The organism is Psittacicella hinzii (genome assembly GCF_003585935.1).
Lineage (GTDB): Bacteria > Pseudomonadota > Gammaproteobacteria > Enterobacterales > Psittacicellaceae > Psittacicella > Psittacicella hinzii.
In genome coordinates this window covers 1-17789 of record NZ_NRJG01000028.1, presented here as the reverse complement: position 1 = coordinate 17789, position 17789 = coordinate 1, and the positions used below count along the sequence as shown (strand labels likewise).

General features: G+C 36.7%; 17 protein-coding genes. 14 read left to right on the top strand and 3 right to left on the bottom strand.

From position 1 onward, the window contains the following. Positions 1-51: 51 nt before the first annotated feature. The 9 genes from era to CKF58_RS01690 all read left to right on the top strand — a co-directional run bounded on the left by era (position 52) and on the right by CKF58_RS01690 (position 7729). The gene (era, locus tag CKF58_RS01725) at positions 52-993 is read left to right on the top strand and encodes a GTPase Era (RefSeq protein ID WP_119530265.1); all 942 of its coding nucleotides are present in this window, start codon (positions 52-54) and stop codon (positions 991-993) included. Position 994: 1 nt separating this feature from the next. Next, entirely contained in the window at positions 995-1759 is a 765-nt protein-coding gene (locus CKF58_RS01720) for a GTPase-activating protein (RefSeq protein WP_119530264.1), read from the top strand. A gap of 212 nt (positions 1760-1971) precedes the next feature. Then, complete coding sequence (locus CKF58_RS01715; RefSeq protein ID WP_119530263.1) at positions 1972-2271, top strand: hypothetical protein; 300 nt, start codon at positions 1972-1974, stop codon at positions 2269-2271. A gap of 413 nt (positions 2272-2684) precedes the next feature. Further along, positions 2685-3491 carry a hypothetical protein gene (locus CKF58_RS01710; protein ID WP_119530262.1) on the top strand — a complete coding sequence of 269 codons (807 nt, stop codon included), beginning with the start codon at positions 2685-2687 and terminating at the stop codon, positions 3489-3491. A gap of 551 nt (positions 3492-4042) precedes the next feature. Then, positions 4043-4792, top strand: coding sequence for a hypothetical protein (locus CKF58_RS01705; RefSeq protein WP_147397187.1), 750 nt, complete (start codon positions 4043-4045; stop codon positions 4790-4792). Positions 4793-4924: 132 nt separating this feature from the next. After that, positions 4925-5119 carry a hypothetical protein gene (locus tag CKF58_RS01700; protein ID WP_119530260.1) on the top strand — a complete coding sequence of 65 codons (195 nt, stop codon included), beginning with the start codon at positions 4925-4927 and terminating at the stop codon, positions 5117-5119. Between the two features lie 254 nt (positions 5120-5373). Continuing rightward, positions 5374-6195 (top strand): hypothetical protein, encoded by an 822-nt coding sequence (locus tag CKF58_RS01695; RefSeq protein ID WP_119530259.1) that lies wholly within the window; start codon positions 5374-5376, stop codon positions 6193-6195. Positions 6196-6530: 335 nt separating this feature from the next. Beyond that, positions 6531-6773, top strand: coding sequence for a hypothetical protein (locus CKF58_RS08285; RefSeq protein ID WP_147397186.1), 243 nt, complete (start codon positions 6531-6533; stop codon positions 6771-6773). A 293-nt stretch (positions 6774-7066) separates the two neighbouring features. After that, a complete protein-coding gene (locus CKF58_RS01690) occupies positions 7067-7729 on the top strand; it encodes a hypothetical protein (protein WP_119530258.1) in 663 nt (220 codons plus the stop codon). 224 nt (positions 7730-7953) lie between these two features. On the opposite strand, the gene CKF58_RS01685 is transcribed toward CKF58_RS01690, so the two are convergent. After that, complete coding sequence (locus tag CKF58_RS01685; RefSeq protein ID WP_119530257.1) at positions 7954-8607, bottom strand: hypothetical protein; 654 nt, start codon at positions 8605-8607, stop codon at positions 7954-7956. Between the two features lie 214 nt (positions 8608-8821). Between CKF58_RS01685 and CKF58_RS01680 the strand changes: the two genes are divergently transcribed. Further along, positions 8822-9559, top strand: coding sequence for a hypothetical protein (locus tag CKF58_RS01680; protein WP_119530256.1), 738 nt, complete (start codon positions 8822-8824; stop codon positions 9557-9559). A gap of 51 nt (positions 9560-9610) precedes the next feature. Beyond that, positions 9611-10456, top strand: coding sequence for a hypothetical protein (locus CKF58_RS01675; protein ID WP_119530255.1), 846 nt, complete (start codon positions 9611-9613; stop codon positions 10454-10456). Positions 10457-10917: 461 nt separating this feature from the next. Here CKF58_RS01675 and CKF58_RS01670 read toward each other — a convergent pair whose 3' ends face one another. Further along, positions 10918-11874 carry a hypothetical protein gene (locus tag CKF58_RS01670; RefSeq protein ID WP_119530254.1) on the bottom strand — a complete coding sequence of 319 codons (957 nt, stop codon included), beginning with the start codon at positions 11872-11874 and terminating at the stop codon, positions 10918-10920. A gap of 749 nt (positions 11875-12623) precedes the next feature. Between CKF58_RS01670 and CKF58_RS01665 the strand changes: the two genes are divergently transcribed. From CKF58_RS01665 to CKF58_RS01655, 3 genes are all read left to right on the top strand, one after another. Continuing rightward, positions 12624-13565: a hypothetical protein gene (locus CKF58_RS01665; protein ID WP_119530253.1), complete on the top strand. Its 942-nt coding sequence runs from the start codon at positions 12624-12626 to the stop codon at positions 13563-13565. Positions 13566-13916: 351 nt separating this feature from the next. Continuing rightward, on the top strand, positions 13917-15287 hold the full coding sequence (hemN, locus tag CKF58_RS01660; protein ID WP_119530252.1) for an oxygen-independent coproporphyrinogen III oxidase: 1371 nt from the start codon (positions 13917-13919) through the stop codon (positions 15285-15287). A gap of 765 nt (positions 15288-16052) precedes the next feature. Beyond that, positions 16053-17222, top strand: a complete 1170-nt coding sequence (locus CKF58_RS01655) for an alpha-hydroxy acid oxidase (RefSeq protein WP_119530251.1) — start codon at positions 16053-16055, stop codon at positions 17220-17222. A gap of 263 nt (positions 17223-17485) precedes the next feature. On the opposite strand, the gene CKF58_RS08705 is transcribed toward CKF58_RS01655, so the two are convergent. Beyond that, positions 17486-17789 (bottom strand): group II intron maturase-specific domain-containing protein (locus CKF58_RS08705; RefSeq protein WP_222987657.1); only part of this gene is annotated, 304 nt, incomplete at its 5' end.

Sequence of the window (17789 nt, the reverse complement as noted above, 5' to 3'; positions counted from 1 at the left end):
ATCTCACTGCCAGTTAACTAGCTCCTGGTTTTTGCTTTTATTTTTTCTCTTATGACTGAAAATTTAGATTTAGAAACTCTTAATCCTGCTAATCACGACTTAGCAACACGTCGTTGTGGTTATATTGGGATTGTTGGCCGTCCAAACGTGGGCAAGTCAACCTTAATGAACTCTTTACTTGGGCAAAAAATTGCCATTACCTCTTCTAAACCGCAAACTACACGTCATCGTATTCTAGGCATTCTGACCGAAGATAATGCACAATTAATCTTCGTTGATAGTCCAGGTATGCATGCTAAAGAAACTAATCAACTAAACAAGATCATTAACCGCACGGCAGTTAATGTACTTAATAGCGTAGATGTACTGTACTTTGTAGTTGAAGGAACTAAATGGTTAGAAGATGACGATTTAGTGTTATCTAAACTGCAACAAGTACAAACTCCAGTAATTTTAGTGCTCAATAAAGTTGATATTATTGCAGACAAAACTAAATTACTACCTTACTTAGAACAAGTGCAAAGTAAATATCCGTGGGCTGATATTATCCCTGTATCAGCAGAAAAAGGTGATAACCTAGATAAACTAGTATCTTTATCTACTAAATTCTTACCATTAAGCGATTATCACTATGATCAAGATCAAGTGACTGATAAAGGTGGACGTTTTATGGCTGCCGAGTTCATTCGTGAAAAACTCATGCGTCTACTCGGAGATGAGTTACCTTACTCAACTTCAGTAGAGATTGAACGTTTTCGTATGACTCCAGGCGGAGTGAATGTAGATGCAGTTATCTACGTTGACCGTGACGGACAGAAAAAAATTATTATTGGTAAAAACGGAGAAAAGATCAAACGTATTGGTACTGAAGCCAGAATTGATCTTGGTAAAGCGCTCGAACGTCGCATTAACTTAAACCTCTGGGTAAAAGTTAAACGCGGTTGGTCTGATGATATTCGTGCTCTCCGTTCTTTAGGTTACATGGACGAATAAAATGAGTCAAAGACGTAAACTAACGCGCGTGGAAGCCAACGAACTATCATGGGCTTTAAAGAAAAAGAAAAAGCATGCCGGTCGTGCTGCTGGTTCACGCTCAAATCCAAACTTAACCTCTAAAGCTGCCGCTACAGCTCAAACGCAAAAAACCTCTGCTCCAAAAGAGAAAAAAGCGATTCCGATTTATATCCCTGGTAAAGATAAACCTCTAATGAATACGGAATTAGCAGTTGTAAGCAGTGCGAAAAAAGAAACAGCTAAAACCACTAAAGATCACGAAGATTTAGTGTTCCATGCTGGTACTTTTGTTTCTGCTACTGCACTGCAACAAGAAAAAGCTAAGGCTCGTGCGCAAGCGCAACGTGAAGAGCGTAAAGCTAACCAAGCTAACGCTAAAGCTGCTTCTAAAGCTAGCAACTTTAACCTAGAGAGCGACGAAGAGTTCAATGTTGCGAAACTAGGTAAAGCACAATTACGTATGTTAGAGCGCTATAATGTTGAACCTGGTAAAGAGGCCGAGTTCTTTGCGCAACAAGCGGCTGCGAAAAAAGCGAAAAAAGCTACACGTCAAGCGGAAAACTCTCCTAATATGGCTGAACAAGAAGATCGCCGTATTAAGACACGTGACTATAAAGCTGGACGTAATGCCGACTACGTACGTACCCAAGCTGCTGCTGAAAAATCTATTAGCGCTAAACGTAAACAAAAAGAACAACTTTCTGGTGAAGAGTTATTAGATCTTTGGGAAAATACTCAATGGTAAGAAGATCTTAAGCGCTCATAAACGAGTACTTAATATTTACAACCAAAAGGGGGGTGCATACTCCCATTTTCCTTAACTAATACTTACTATTACCCTGAGCTGTACTCCAAAGAGATATTTACTACTCAACGTAATAATCATATCTGTAATTATATTTATAAATTGAGGCTAAACTTTGCAGTTTAGCCTTTTCTTGCATGAGGGCATAAGTAATGTTTATTCCCGTATTATTTAGTTTAAATCAACTAGAAGCTTCATTATTAATCTTCTGTATTATCTTCTTTATCTTCTTAATGCTCTTAGTATACGTATGGCTACGTATTAGTAAAATCCGTGTCTTACGTAAAATTGCACAAGAGAAGCTCGAAGCCGAACAAGCACAAGCTGAGTTCGAACAAGCCGAGCAAGAACGCTTAGCGCGTGCTCAAGCTAAAGCTAAAGTCCAAGCTGAACAAGAATATGCTGCCGAGTATGCAGAAAAAGGTGTGGGCACTTGGAAAGCAAGTAAATAGAGACTGTTTGCTTTTTGTAATGCTAGTTATAGTTGGGTGCTGTACCTCTAATGCTACAAATACAAGGTTAAGTTGAGGTCGTACAGCCTCTTATAGTCATGCAGTTAAGCTAGATTGTGCGACTAAGTTGCTAAACGTTGTTAAGCTTCTTCTAAGGAGTAACACTTTACAAAAACCTATAAAGTTATAGGTAAGCAACTAGTACCTATTTTGCAGTTTAGGCTTAAGTTTTTCAGTAAAAAAGCGCTTTTCGTAATAAGATAAAGATATAGCAAGAGTGATTTTTCTTAGGTTCTCTAAAGTAAAACTTTAGTAGAAATCATCCCTTTTAAAAATCCTCTCCTGCAATCTTTAGCTTCTTTCCATAGATCAAGTTAGTTACTGACATCTATGTTTTAAACACGGATTAACTTATGGCGTTATTTACAGCAAACCTTAGTCGCCTAACCCTTAAACTTGCCTTAGCTTCAAGCTTAGCCCTTACCGCAAGTTTAACTTTTGCTCAAAGTACAGACTCTACTCCAGAAGTACAACCAACCGTACCTCAAGTAGAATCTCCAAGCTTATTACCGCAACAACTTTTAACTCCAAGTGACTATCAACAACGCTTAGAGCAACTCTTACAACAAGATAGCAAACAAAGCATTACCCAAATCGTCGATTACTTAGGTCTACTTTATCGTAGTTACCTCACATCAGGAGCTGCGAATGTAAGTCTAATGAAATTTATCTATGATTCGGGGAATATCATTAATCTGTTCACCCAACCGCAAATTGCCGCTGGTAAATACACTAATCCTCAAGCTAATCTTGTTTATGAGTTTGCACAAACTTGCCTTTACTACACTAATAGCGCAAGTAAAGTAAGCAAATTTAAAATGCCAGAGCATTTAGCACGTAACTGTGGCTATCTTGCCCCTGTAGCACTAATTTATAAAGAATTAGCTACTTATCGTACAAGTTTATTTACCGTACAATACGTAACTCTTAAACAACGCCAAGAGACTAATGCTCCAGCTCCTTCGCAAGATTACATCCGTAATTTTATGCACTTGTACCGTATAATAAAAGCTGATCTGGCTGAGGCACAACGTGATTTAGACTTTACCTATAAGCAAGGAAGCGTTAATCAAGCGCAATACAATGCTCTTGATAAGTACTTTAACGGTTTACGTTTAAAACTAATTCACGATTACCACACTAATCAACAACCAAAGTAAGTAGGATTATGAGCTTAGCTTATGCTTACGAGCTTAGATCATATTTATGAGCTTAGCTTATGCTTACAAGCTTAGATCATACTCATGAGCTTGACTAATGTTTACGAGCTGGGATGACTCCTATTGGCTTGGACTATGCTTATGAACAGGTCTTACAAGCTAAGCTTGTCATTTGTAATTATGATTTGTAGAATATCCGAGATTAGCTCGGATATTCTTCCCTGCTAGGCAGATTTGCCACAAGGCAAAGCATGATATTTTGCTGCTGTATTCTCACTTACTTTTGACAGATAAAAGCAAGAGCAGCTCTATTTTTCAGGTAAAAATCTTTAAAAAGTCCGAGTAAAGCGGCTTTTTTACCTTTGGCAATGCTAAATATGCCCAACATCACGTAAAATATAGAGAGAAAGGTCTATGTTTATATGTTCTCTGTGACAAAGTTAAGCACAGTCATATAACTCCTCTTATTCTTCAGTACTAGATGGCATATTATTAGTACACAGATCTTTCCTCGAATCTATCTTTTCCCCTATATGAGGTTGACTTGCCATATGTTTAAGTCAAACGTTATAGGTAATTTCTTGATCCCACGTACACTACTTACTCGCGCAACATTGAGCTCATTGTTTTTATGGAGTAGTGCAACCCAAGCTTTACCTATTGCAACCCAAAAACAAAGTCAAATCTATACTGAGTTGAACTCATTAATGGTTAATCCCCAAACCGCAGATTTGATCTATCGTACCAGTGCAGAGTTGAACAAACTCTACAATAAACTGGCGACTAATCGTAAAAACCCGTTAACGGTTAAAAGTTTAATTTCTCAGAGCAATCAAGTACTGGCAACTAATACTGAATATACTATTGCCAGAAACCAATACAGTAATCCCCAAGTTACACAACTGTACCAAGTAGCGATATTGTGTAACCAATTACGCTTGGCAGTAATGCAACATGCTCCTGATCAAGAAAGTCTTGATCGTTGGTGGCCTGTATGTAAACCTTTAGCTCCTTTAGCTATGGTATATGACAATCATATCTCTTCCTTGCATACAGATGTATTTTTAGCGACCTATCAACGCTTACTAGCCCAACAGAATACTGCCAAACCACAACTGGCAAGCGTAAAAAGTCGTAACCTTGCTTACTTCAAGAAAGTTGTAGATATCATCTACAAAGATCCAGAATTAAGCCAAGAATATTTAGACTTTGAACCAGAAAAAACACCTAATTTAGTGGTGTGTGCTGCAAGTTTACATAGTTATTTTGATGAGTACTACCGCTTAAAGCTTAAAGACTAGGAAAGAGTATTAAAGCTTACCTAAACTCCTAGAGTTAAGAGTAGAACAAATTAGTGATCTCATCATCTACTCTTTCATCCTAATCAGACTTAACACCAATAACTTACTTAGGGTACTAACTAAGTTGCAGGCTTGGCTTCAGGCTCTATTTTAGGCTATATTTCAGGATATATTTCTGGTCTTGTTGCAAGCCTTGCTGCTAGCTTTAGTGAGGGCTTTGTTGCTAGCTTTGTTTCAAGCTATATTGAGGGCTCTGTTTCAAGCTTTGTTGCTGGCTTTGATGCTGGCTTTATAGATAGCTTTGTTGAAGTCTTAGCAGACTCTTAAGCTTGTACTTGCGAGCAACCATATCAACTATAACTAGATATAGGCTATAACTAAATATAGACTACCTTAGTTTTAGCTTGATATTTGTCGCTTTAGCTCTATATTTATAACAGCTGTCTGTAACAAGTTAGTTTAAGTTTACGATAGTTACGTCATGATTTAACCTCTAAGAAAGTAAACAATAAACTCCGTTTATTTATTACTTACTCCCGTTTTCTTAGAAGAACTTTTATCTCTATTACAGGATTCTCCCCATGATTTTTCGCTCATTAACGCAAAAAATTAAATTCCTTTCAGCAAGCTTAATGGCTTTAAGTGCAACTACCATGTTCGCACCTATGGCTAATGCTGCTACCCCTTATGACCTTACTTTACTTCCAGTAAATGAAGTACGTAATGGTCCAACGATCCCAGCCGATGGTGACTATCGTAAAGTGGCAATGGATTTATATGCTAAAAATTCGCAAATGTATGATGAAGTAGCGCATAATCTATACGACTTCTATAACGATGTAGCTAACAGTAAAACTAAAAGCATTATGATCGATGACTTTGTGGCTTATTCAGCTGCGGGCATGTTAGATACTACTGGCTTTAGTGTAGTAAATGGTAAATTCCAAAACGGTCCAAATACTTATCCGCTGTATAACTTCGTTTTCGCTTGTGCCAATACTATGATTCACGACCAAGTGAAAAAAGAAGACGTTAAAGCTGATTGGTTTGGTGCTTGTCACTTCTTTATTCCTGTAGCTATGGCTTACGGTCAAAGCTTACAAATGTTTGAGTCTGCTCTTTACATGACAGCTTATTATGCTTTAGAGCAACTACCTGCTAAAGAGCTAACTCCAAGTGAAAAAGAAGCACAAACGCTAATTAAAACTGGTTTAGAAAGCTTAAGTAAAGGTGATATTGCTAATTTTGAGAAAACTTTAGCATTCCGCTTTGAACCTTTACCAGCTTTAGAGTCTCCAGAAATGAAACAAAACCTTGAAGTTCTAAACAAATATGTTTCACATCTAGGTTTTAAAGTTGTTCTTGAGAACCCTACTCCGGCGACAAAGCAAACTAAAAAATAATTTTTAATAACTTACCCCTGTAACTTTAAGTGCTAAGGCACTAAAAGCTACAGGGGTATGTTGCATTGTAGATTGCACAGATCCTGTTTATTTGTTACGCACTCGGACTTTTATCCATAGCTATATTTCTATAGCTAAATCCACTTTTTGCTTACTATTTTTTTTGATAATGGCATAAAACTTTTAGCATTTTAGTCTGTCTAATTAAGTAGCTAGGTAGTACTTTTTTACTTACTACTTAGAACAGTAACTAAGTTTTCTAGAGGTGCTAAATCGTAGAGATTAACCCTTGAGGTTAAGCTATATGTCTTAAGCCCTTAGCACTAAAATTGTTTATGTCATTTTCTAAAATTCTTCGTGGTATATGGAGATATAGTGCGGTTGTCGTTAAGCCCATTATTGCTCTCTATTTAGCCTTAACTTTATTGCATATGAGTCATAGTTCAAGTCACTACTTTATGCAAAAGTATACAGCAACTACTTGTCCTCAACCGGCACAAGTGAAGTTTGCTTCAAGTGATAAAGAACAAGTAGCTCCAAGTCAAAATGCCTTACCTAATAACAAGCCTCCTTGTTAAGCTTAGCCTTGTATATTTATACAACCTCAGACTGGATCTACAAACTGTTCAAAGTTTCAGACTTAACGCTTACTGATAGTTAAAGTCTAGTCTCGATCTATAAATTGATAGCAAGTCCTAGCAATTTCTTGCTCTCAAGAATAAAATCCCTAAGATCTACTTTTACGCAAGCTTGCTAGTTGTATAATAGCTAGCAGTTTGTTCAATTTTCATGAGTAAGGTCAATGTTTAGGTTTTTCTCGCTTTGGTCTAAAGTTTTTTCTCTTAGTCTTGCTAGCTGTAGTTGGCTAGTTATGACTAGCAGTATCGCGCAAGCTGCTTATAATAGTCGCGCTAATGTTGAGTATCGTTTACAACATGCTTATCAAGCTCATAAAACGCTACTCACAAATACCCATAACGCTCTAACTAAGTTTGAGCAAGTGCTGGTTTATCAAACCACGCTTAGCATGCAGCACTACTTCTTTAGTTTAAGTAGTATGCTCAATAACGAGTTACACCCAATTATTGCTCGTAATCGTTATTCAAATACTGCCGCAGATGCGGTATACACCTTTGCGCAAACTTGCAATAGCTTACCTGCCGGACGCAGTGCGCGCAATAGTCGCAACTTCCCACAATGGGATAAATTCTGCGCGCCATTTAAAACCATTAGCGCTAGCTTTACTTCGTTAAATCAGTTTAAATCATTACTGGTTTATACCCAGTTTTTAAGTTACTCCTCATTACAAAAGCAAAATCGCCTTGGTAATGGAGAACTCTCTACTTTACGCTTTTATCAAAGCGTAATGACGCGCGTGCATAAGAACCAATCAACGGTTAATGATTTAGGTTTTACCTATAGTGCTTTACCTGCGGCTAATACTACTTCTGGAATTCGCTTAATCAGACAGATTAATCGTTACTTAGCAAGTCGTAATTTACCTACGACCGTAATTAAAGATCCTCGTACTTAAACCGATTTGCAGTGATTTAAGAGCGCATCTGTAAATAAAGATTATTCGTAGGGATCATCAAGAGCCATTAAGATCATAACGCTTACTCTTACCTTAACGTATTATCTTAACCGCACAGGTCAGACCAACAGTTTTCAATTTTATAAATAGTAATACCCAGCCATCGGCTGGGTATTACTATTTGATAAAGCTAATGCTTAATCATTTGGGCTTATTTTGAACTCTTAATTATTGTTTAGCTCAGGCATCTGACTAGGTAACACTACAGGTGCACCTCTTCTCGTTGCTACAGCAATACAATAGATAATCTCAAAATCATCTCTATTAAGAGTGCTATTGTTTAGCTCCGGATTAGTTGCATATAATACTTTGAAATTCTTGCTCTCAGCTTGTTCAGCTAATTCAACTAATACAGGATTTTCTTGAACAGCATCTACTTTGCGAATTAGGTATAAACCATTACCGCAAAATTTATCTTTTCTTAAAACAGCAACTATATCACCCTCTACTAACACAGGGCTAAACTTATCATCACCAATATATAATTCTTCGAGCGAATGTAATGGGATGTATTCTGGCTCAAGGAATAGTGCTGTAATATAATTCTCAGCTAGATCTTCATATAGAGCTTGTTCTAAGGTAATTTCTTTTCCTTCTTCATAATCTGGAACTTCTTCCCAAGCATTTACAAGAGCTTTAAACTCCTCAACAAAAATTGTTGGTTCACTAACCCAACCTTTATTTTGGCAGTAAGAGAAAAGAAGCTTAAAGTTTTTACTACGAAAACCTAAGAATAAACAAATTTGATTAAAGAAATCTACGCTTGTACGCTCAGCCTGATTAAAATTTACGTGCACTTGCTCTGATTTCCACCACAAAGAAGTAATAAGCAAGCTTTACTTATATTGGTGTCTTCTTTATACCAAGTTAAAGCTTATTCACCTTTAAATAGGTAAAAATTGAAAATATTTACTAGAGATTCTCTTGTGAACATCGTTTTCCTCTATTATCATTTTTTAAAAAAATTATTCACAGGTCTAATATAATAGTCATAATAAACTTATGCTTTAATTTTCACTTAAGCTCATTAATATGCAACAGTTCTACTTTAAATTTTTATACAGCTTGCGCGCTTGTCTAAACCTAGTAGTACTTGGGAGCTTAGGTTTAGGCATTAGTAGTCAAGTATTGCAAGCGAAAACTACAGCTCAACTTAAACCAAGTCAGCAAATAGCCCAACTTCTCAACGACTTAGAAACTAATCATCCCCAAGTAGTAAGCAACACAATCAAAACTAGCCAAGAGCTTTTAACTAAATGGCAAGCTATACCTGCTCTTACTTATGAGCAGGCCGTTGCCGATTTAGCTAAAGCCTATGCTGCGACTTTAGATTACGATATTCGCAATAATCGCTACTTATCTATGGCTAGCCAAGTGGCTTATGATTTAATGTTAAATTGTGCTACTTACTTAGTTTTTGCTAAACAAGAGAACCACAGTTCTCATTGGGACAAAAAGTGCGTGCCTTTACTGTATTTACCTTACTTATTACAGTTCAATCGCGATTACTTTCAAACCCTAATCTTTACTGGACACTATTGGCATTTACATCAAGCAAGTTTACAAAAAAAGTTAATGGCAAGTCAAACCTCGCGCTATAACTTTTTTCAGCAATGCATGCTCTTAGTGCATAACCAAAGTCGTGCAGCTAACTTGCGTTTAGGATTTACTTTTACTACTTACAGTGATAAAGATTTACAACAGCAAGGGTTGTATTTTGCTTTAGCGCAACTACTCCTTGCTCAAGGTGTAAACCTTGTTGCACCTTAACTTTTTAAACTTAACTAGAGTTTTTTTAGCTGATAATCATTAATCAACCTTATGGTCACATTTTCTTTAGGGCATGAACCAGTATTAGCTTACGTTAGTAGCAAGCTCCTACGTTTACGCTCATATGTTCTTGCCTTATGTGTATTCCTCATTGCTAGTTGTGGTTTATTATTTAGTCCCACAAGTCAAGCAAACTCAACTGCTACCAATAACGATAGTCTGAACGAAGCTTTAGCTTTTGAATCACCGTTATCTTTAGTGATTGAAGAGTACAATAGTCTCGAATCTTTTTTACAACTCTTAGTTGCTAACAATCATTTACCCTTAGTTCAGGCTAACAGCAACCACTTACTCAGCCTAAGCCCAATGGAGTTTATGGATGCCGTAACGCAAACCTTAGGTAAATCTTTAGCCTATCAGTATACCAATCAATACGGCATTAATTTCCCGCAAGTTCCAGACTGGTTAAACTTTGGACGTGATTGTTTTAAACTGTTTAACAGTAGTGACTTTGAGTTACATCAAGCAGCGGAAAAGTTACCCGAACCTATTTTTCAAGCTTGCCAAGTCAGTATCTTTTACTTAACTTTAAGCTTGTTTAATGGTGACTTTGTGCAGAGTCTTGCCACTCAAGGTCTGTACGGACAACAACTACTTGAAGATACGACTGGTAGTAATTTAACCCTTAATCAGCATAAAAACTATTTGGGCAAAATTCTTACCGAACAAGTACAAGCAGGCGGATTTAACTACATGCCACTTAAACCAAAAGATCTACTTGTTAACAATCCATTTATTGACTATATCCTTAACTTTTTACAACAGAAACAGTTAACGATCAATTTACATAGTCAGCAAATGGAGCAACAGTATATCTTACCAGGATTTAGAAAATAGTTACTCAAGTTAATCCAAGCTATGCCAAGAGGGCTAAGCTTGTAAGTTTAGGAGTAAGCTTAGTTGAGAATTAAATTAAACTTAAGCTTAAACTTAGTTAAGATTTTAAAATTAACCTCTCAACTAGATTACTTAAATAAAGTATCGCTTGGCGTACAAGCAAAGTGAGCAATAAAATTTTAAACAAAACTATAATTTCAGGGGCACTGCAACGCAGTGCCCCATAATTATTCTTGCTAAATCTAACTATCTGCAAATATATAACTACATACAACTATATATACAAATAGCTGATTTTCCTATTATTAGAAACTGTGAAACCGGTGAGCCTTATGAGAAAATTCTAATACTAAAAATAACTATCTTCACCTCAAAGCGGCAGTAGTCTACTAAAGTAATCTACAAACATAGACATACTTAAAAGTAGCCTATAAATGTAATCATAAAATGTTAGATAGTTATTAATTACTACCTTTTTGAATGGTAATAATTGGAGTAGAGTATGTTGATACCGTACTAATAAAATTACAATTACTACTTAAAGCATTAACATCACTCGTACTCATCTGATATTTCAGCGCAATGTCTCTTAGATTTAAATCTTTGAGATCATTTTGAGCTACTGCATATTTTAAAATTAGATCAGTACCTTTCATATTGCAACGTGTTACTAAAGGAGTTTCTTGTCCCATAGTAACTACAATAGTACCAGCCGAATTTAGTTTGGTAAATTGCGGCACGGGTTTACCACGATCATCAAAACTCACTAAACTTTCATAATCGTTTAGTTGTTTGGTGAACATTTGTTGTTGCTCAATGAATGTTTGCTGTCCAATCGTACGTAGATACATGGTTAAACGCATATCTACTGGCGGTGGTGGATTGTGGAAATCACGAATTTGATCTTGCGGATCAAAAGCTTTACCACTACCATCATGCAGCACCCCTCCCGGACGCACTGAAAAATCATGGTGTGGGCGCTTACCTTGATTGGTCTGACGAGCAATCTCGGCAGTTACTTTATCCACATTAGCGCTTGCTGCTTGTGCAGCTTGCGCAGCCTCTTGTGCAGCTACTGCTGCATCTTGAGCCGTTTGTGCCGCAGTTTGGGCGTTTTGTGCTGCTTGGTTAGCAGCTTGCGTCGCTGCCTGATTTGCGGCTTGATTCGCAACTTGCGCTGCAGCATTGGTTGCAGTTTGCGTAGCTTTATCTACCATTTGCTTAGCAATTTCTGCGGCATTAGTTGGTAGAGCAGTCGCTGGTACTGCTGGTACAGCAGGAGTTGGATTAGCCCATGCTGTTTGCACTCCACTTACTAAACTTAAACCTAGCCCTAAACTAATACTTAGTTTACTGGTAGTTCTTACCGTTTGTTGCCATAAGAGAAGTTGTTGATGAAAAAATTTATTATAACTCATAACCTTTCTCTAATGATTATGGAAATAGTAAAGAGATTTAGAAGATAAGATACCTAATTTTTAGCACTTACTCTAACTTCACCCTAATGTTACTCGAGTAAGTTACCAATGTTTCTTTACAGAGAAAAATTTTCTTTGTCCATCTTGAGTTAAAGCTGGATACCCCATAAGAGATGCTCAATAACTTACAAGGGGGTTAGTTTATTTTACCTTATTTGCTCGGAAAAACATTAAATTATGTCTAAAAGCCCACGATCTTGATCTTATATCTACTAGCTTGAAAAATTCAACCTTAAATTGATAGGAAAAAGCCACTAGCCATCCCTCAATTGAGGAACATAACCTAATTCTCTATTTATATCTATCAATAAATCGCAAATACTGCTCTTAACTACGGAAAAGATTAACAATTTACCCTTTTTAGGTACAAGTAAAAAGTACAGATCTAAAGTAAAATCTACGGCATAATAGGACTTTTAGTAATTAAGCTATACGATAAGACATACTACCAAAGATTTTTACAGATAATCTTGCAACTTTAAGGTACTTACTTTAGTTCTAGGATATTTTTCTATATTTAAAAGCCTTATCCAAGCTCTAAGAGCTTTTTATAGCTATTTAAAGTTCTTACTCTAGCTCTAAAAGATTTTTCTGGTCTTAGGGCTCTTGCTCTAACTCTAAGATATTTTTCTCGTTATGAGCTTTTTAACTCCTAGAGCTATCTCTCCAATTACAAGATCTCTTTCTCTATGGCAAAATTCAAATTTTCTCCACGCACGCTGGCAGCTTTAGCTTTGACTGGAGTTTGTAGTTTAAGCTCAAGCTTAGCCCAAGCTAATCCCAACACAACTTCTTTATTAGATAAATACTCTGTATATCCTGTAACCACCAATCTAACTCTTAACGCGCTTACGCTTAAAAACACAACGAGTAAAGATGGTAAAACTATTGCTAAAGGGCTGTTTCAGATTACAACTGATCCTGAGCTCATGGCACAACAAATTACCTATGCGCAGCAAGATCCATTATTCTTAGCTAACTATAAGAACTCGTCAGCCGCTGCTGAAGGTCTTGTAACTTTACAAAAAATTACAGAACTCATTAAACGTAATCCTGAATTACAAACTAAGTTCTATCCAGATGCAAGTCGTACTTTAATGTTTATGCTACAGAAAAAAGAACTAACTTACTCGCAGTTCATTACCTATGTAGCTTACTCATTACTACGCTTAAATGAGAACTATCGCATTGAAAATGATACTTATTCAGCACCAGCTATTACTGAACTAAGTAACTTAATTAGTCTTTGTTACAACTATCAACAACAAGTAACTCGTTGGGCTCTAGTTGAACAAAACTTACCAGTAATGCATACGTTGTGTAGTATGCAACTGCTATGGAATGACTTTGCGTTAAATAGTTCAGATTACTTACAAAGCATTGCTCTATTAGGTGTAATTCTAAAAAACGTAGAACAACATCAAAGCCAACCTTTATCGCCGGAGATGAAAAAGCGTACTAACCTACTGCTCAATACACTAAAACGCCAAACTCCGGCATACCAAGTTAGCTTTAAACCTGGTACACCAAAATACCAACAGTTCAAAGAACAAAATCAAAACACGATCTTCTTATTAAAACAGTTTGGCATTACCATTACTCCAGATAAGAGCGACGAAAAGAAATCGTGATCGTAAATGCTAAAGCAAAGTAGTCTAAGCTACAAATCTACACATATTTTTTCAAATAAGCAAATCTCACAACTTTCTAGATTAGATTACCTTGTGCTACTACTTTCTAAACTAGGTTAGCTTACGATGTTGATTTAGCTTGTTTCTTTTGCTATTGCAGCAGCTTGCTTTCTTTGCTATTGCAAATCATTCTAAACAAGGAGATAAAAGTACTCTTTTATCTCCTTGTTTTACACTTTTTAAGTGCTGGCTCATTATTTTGCATAGGCTTATGATAAAATAAATGCCGAATTTTAACTATCTTTACACGAGTTTGCCTTGAAAGCAGAACTCGCATTGTGACCTGAATTTATGACCACCGAATTTGTTTGGGATCAAAAACTGATCGATAAATATAATCTATCAGGCCCAAGATATACTTCTTATCCAACAGCATTAGAGTTCTCTGCTAATTACACTAATGCTGATTTTGAGCAAGCGTTACAAAAATATCCAGAACGTCCGCTATCTGTGTATATTCACATTCCGTTCTGTCATACGCTTTGTTACTTCTGTGCGTGTAATAAAGTAATTACGCGTCACATTGAAAAAGCAGATTTATACTTAGACTATTTGGAAAAAGAATTTGCCTATCGTGCACAGCAACTTGCTGGACGTAAAGTAAATCAATTCCACTTAGGTGGTGGTACACCTACTTACTTAGTACCAGCACAAATGAAACGCCTAATGAAAATGGCGCATCAGTATTTTACGTTCACCGATGATCGCGAAATGGGTATCGAGATCGATCCACGTCGCATTGAACTAAATTACATGGATATGCTGGTAGAATTAGGCTTTAATCGTATTTCGATTGGGATTCAAGACTTTAATCCGCAAGTACAAGAAGCCGTAAACCGCGTGCAAGATGCTAAGTTTATTACTGATCTCATTCAACATAGTCGTGATTTAGGAATTGATTCAATTAACTTAGATTTAATATACGGTTTACCTTTCCAAACGGTTGACACCTTTAAAGAGACTTTAGATCAAGTAATTACTTTAAATCCAGATCGTCTGTCTGTTTTTAACTACGCACACTTACCAGCACGTGTACCTGGGCAAGCTAAAATTAAAGATGAAACCTTACCATCAGCGGCAACTAAATTAGCGATTTTTGAGTACAGCATTAAACGCTTACATCAAGAAGGATTTGCTTTCATTGGGATGGATCACTTTGCTAAACCAGACAATGAATTAGCCCAAGCCCAAAAAGCGGGGATTCTGCACCGTAACTTCCAAGGTTATACAACCCATGGTGAAGCTGATTTAGTAGGCTTTGGTTGTACTAGTATTTCTATGGTAGGTGATACTTATGCGCAAAATGCTAAAACCACCCAAGAATACTACGAACTGATCGATACGCAGCAACAAGCAATTATTAAAGGCTTTAGTTTAAGTAAAGAAGATTGCTTACGTCGTGACATCATTAAACAAATTATTTGTAATTTCAGTTTAGACTATGCTCCTTTTGAAAAAGAGTATGGCATTAATTTCAAGCAACACTTTGCTGCTGAACTTGAATTACTAAATACGTTCATTGCTGATGGCATTGTAGTAATGCATGCTGATGATTCTGGTTTTACGATTCCAGAAAATTACAAACTATTTGTGCGTCACGTATGCATGGCATTTGATGAATACTCAAACTTAAAACGTGCTTCGTTTAGCCGCATTCTTTAATTTGGAGTATTAACAACCCACTAATTGCTAATCACTAAATGCAAATTTTATGACTTTAAACTTTGAGCTTTATAACTCAAGTCTTAAAGCAAGCGATAAACTTAAACTAATTGCACATAAACCTCTAGTTAAAAGTATAATAGAGCAGTCACATAAGTTTATCCATGCAAGTGCTTAATTTATCTTGCAATTTTTTACAAACTTTCCATTGATGATTAACTTAGGTTAATCACTATCAAATGATGAATAGTCAGGAAGCGCCACTTCCTGGCTATTTTTTATGTCTGCAATTACACCTCATTCAATCAGATGAGTCTCTCTCATTGATTCGTACCACAAATCTATCCCCTTATGCTCTAATTATCGAGTTATGAGCTGTACCACAAACTTATCCTCTAATTACCGGTTATCTATTTATCTAGTTATCTATTTATCTAGTTATCTAATTATCGAGTTATCTGATAATCGAGTTCTCTCATTCTAGACTTCTTCTATATCAACATATCAAGCGACAAGATATCTATCCATAGGGCAAAAATTAACTTGTATTTAGTATTTATTTTGTGTAGACTAAAATAGAGGCTAAAACAGTAGAGCTTTACAACGATGAATTTGTGGTGATTACTTTGCAGCATCACGCTAATATTTACAATTCTCCTACTTAATACTCCTATTTTAAAGTCCTCCCGTTTTCTAACTTTAACTTATCTCATTCTGTGGTCAAGCTGAAAATTGACCAAGAAGTTTACTACTTAGGATACTCTTATGGCCGATCTTAGCAAAATTACCTGCATTGAAGACTTAAAGAAAGTAGCAAAACGTCGTGTGCCACGTATGTTCTACCAATACGTAGATTCAGGTTCATGGACACAAAGCACTTACCGCAGCAACCATGCGGATTTTGATAATATTATGTTCCGCCAAAAAGTACTCGTTGATATGGACAATCGTAGTCTAGCAACTACTATTGTAGGACAAAAAGTTAAAATGCCTATTGCTGTTGCTCCTACAGGTTTTACCGGCATGGTACATGCAGATGGAGAGCTCTTAGCTGCTAAAGCTTGTGAGAATTTTGGGGTGCCCTATACTTTAAGTACGATGTCGATTGCTTCGCTTGAGGACGTACGTAGTGCTACAAGTGCTCCGTTTTGGTTTCAACTGTATGTAATGAAAGATCGCGAGTTTATGCGTAATCTAATCGAACGCGCTAAAGCGGTGCATTGTGGAGCTTTAGTTTTAACCGCCGATTTACAGATTACTGGGCAACGTCACTGCGACATTAAAAACGGACTTTCAGCTCCCCCTAAACCAACCTTACGCAATATTCTTGATCTCATGACTAAACCTTATTGGGTTAAGAATATGCTAGGTACTAAACGTCGTACTTTCGGTAATATTGTTGGTCATGCTAAAAACGTTGACAACCTAGACAAGTTATTAGAATGGGTAGGACAACAATTCGATCCAAGTTTATCTTGGGATGATGTTGCAACCATTAAAGAACTTTGGGGTGGCAAACTAATTATTAAAGGGATTCTTGATCCTGAAGATGCACGTATGGCATATGAACATGGTGCTGATGCTATTGTGGTATCTAATCATGGCGGACGTCAGTTAGACTTTGCTAGCTCTACAATTAACATGTTACCATCTATTGTAGATAAAGTAGGTGATAAACTAGAAGTACTCCTTGACGGTGGGATTTACTCAGGGCAAAATGCTCTTAAAGCCTACGCTTTAGGCGCTAAAGGAGTATTTGTTGGCCGTCCGCATCTTTGGGGATTAGGAGCATATGAACAAGCAGGAGTTACCCGTGCTCTTGAGATCTTATATCGTGAAATGGATTTAAGTATGGCATTTTGTGGAAAAACACAAATTGAAGAAGTTAATAAAGAAATTCTTTTACCAGGTACTTATCCAACGCCTAAATACTAGTACTAAGAGATCTCTAATTTAATTCCACTATCTATACACATATAAAATAACTCAACTCATATAAGACCACAATTTATGAAAATTTAAAACTCTTAAAGCTCTACTGATCAGTAGAGCTTTTTTGCATTAATCGAGTAGATCCGGCCTAGGTTGTATAGTTATACCTAGGACCGCGACCTCTCACACCACCGTACGTACGGAACCGTATACGGCGGTTACGTCCAAAGTCCAGAGACCTAGTACTCTGGGCTTTTCTTATTACCCTAATTCTTGTTAAGATATTCGCGATGAATTAGGTTTAGCCAAGTAAAACCAGCTTTAGCTAACGCTTCGTTAGTTAATGCTGAATTTAATAGACTAGAACAGAACCTATATCTGCGGCATCCTGACCATGGTATTTTCCCTTTGAACTTAGGATTAAGTTGGAGTAACTTTTTCTTCCTGTTCTGTGGTGTTTTCCATTGTCTCCAAAGCATACTCCTTATTCGCCTACGGATAAACTCATCTGCCGATAAAGTCCAGCTATAGCTAAAGATCCAAGTGTGCCTGTAGTAGTTATACCAGCCT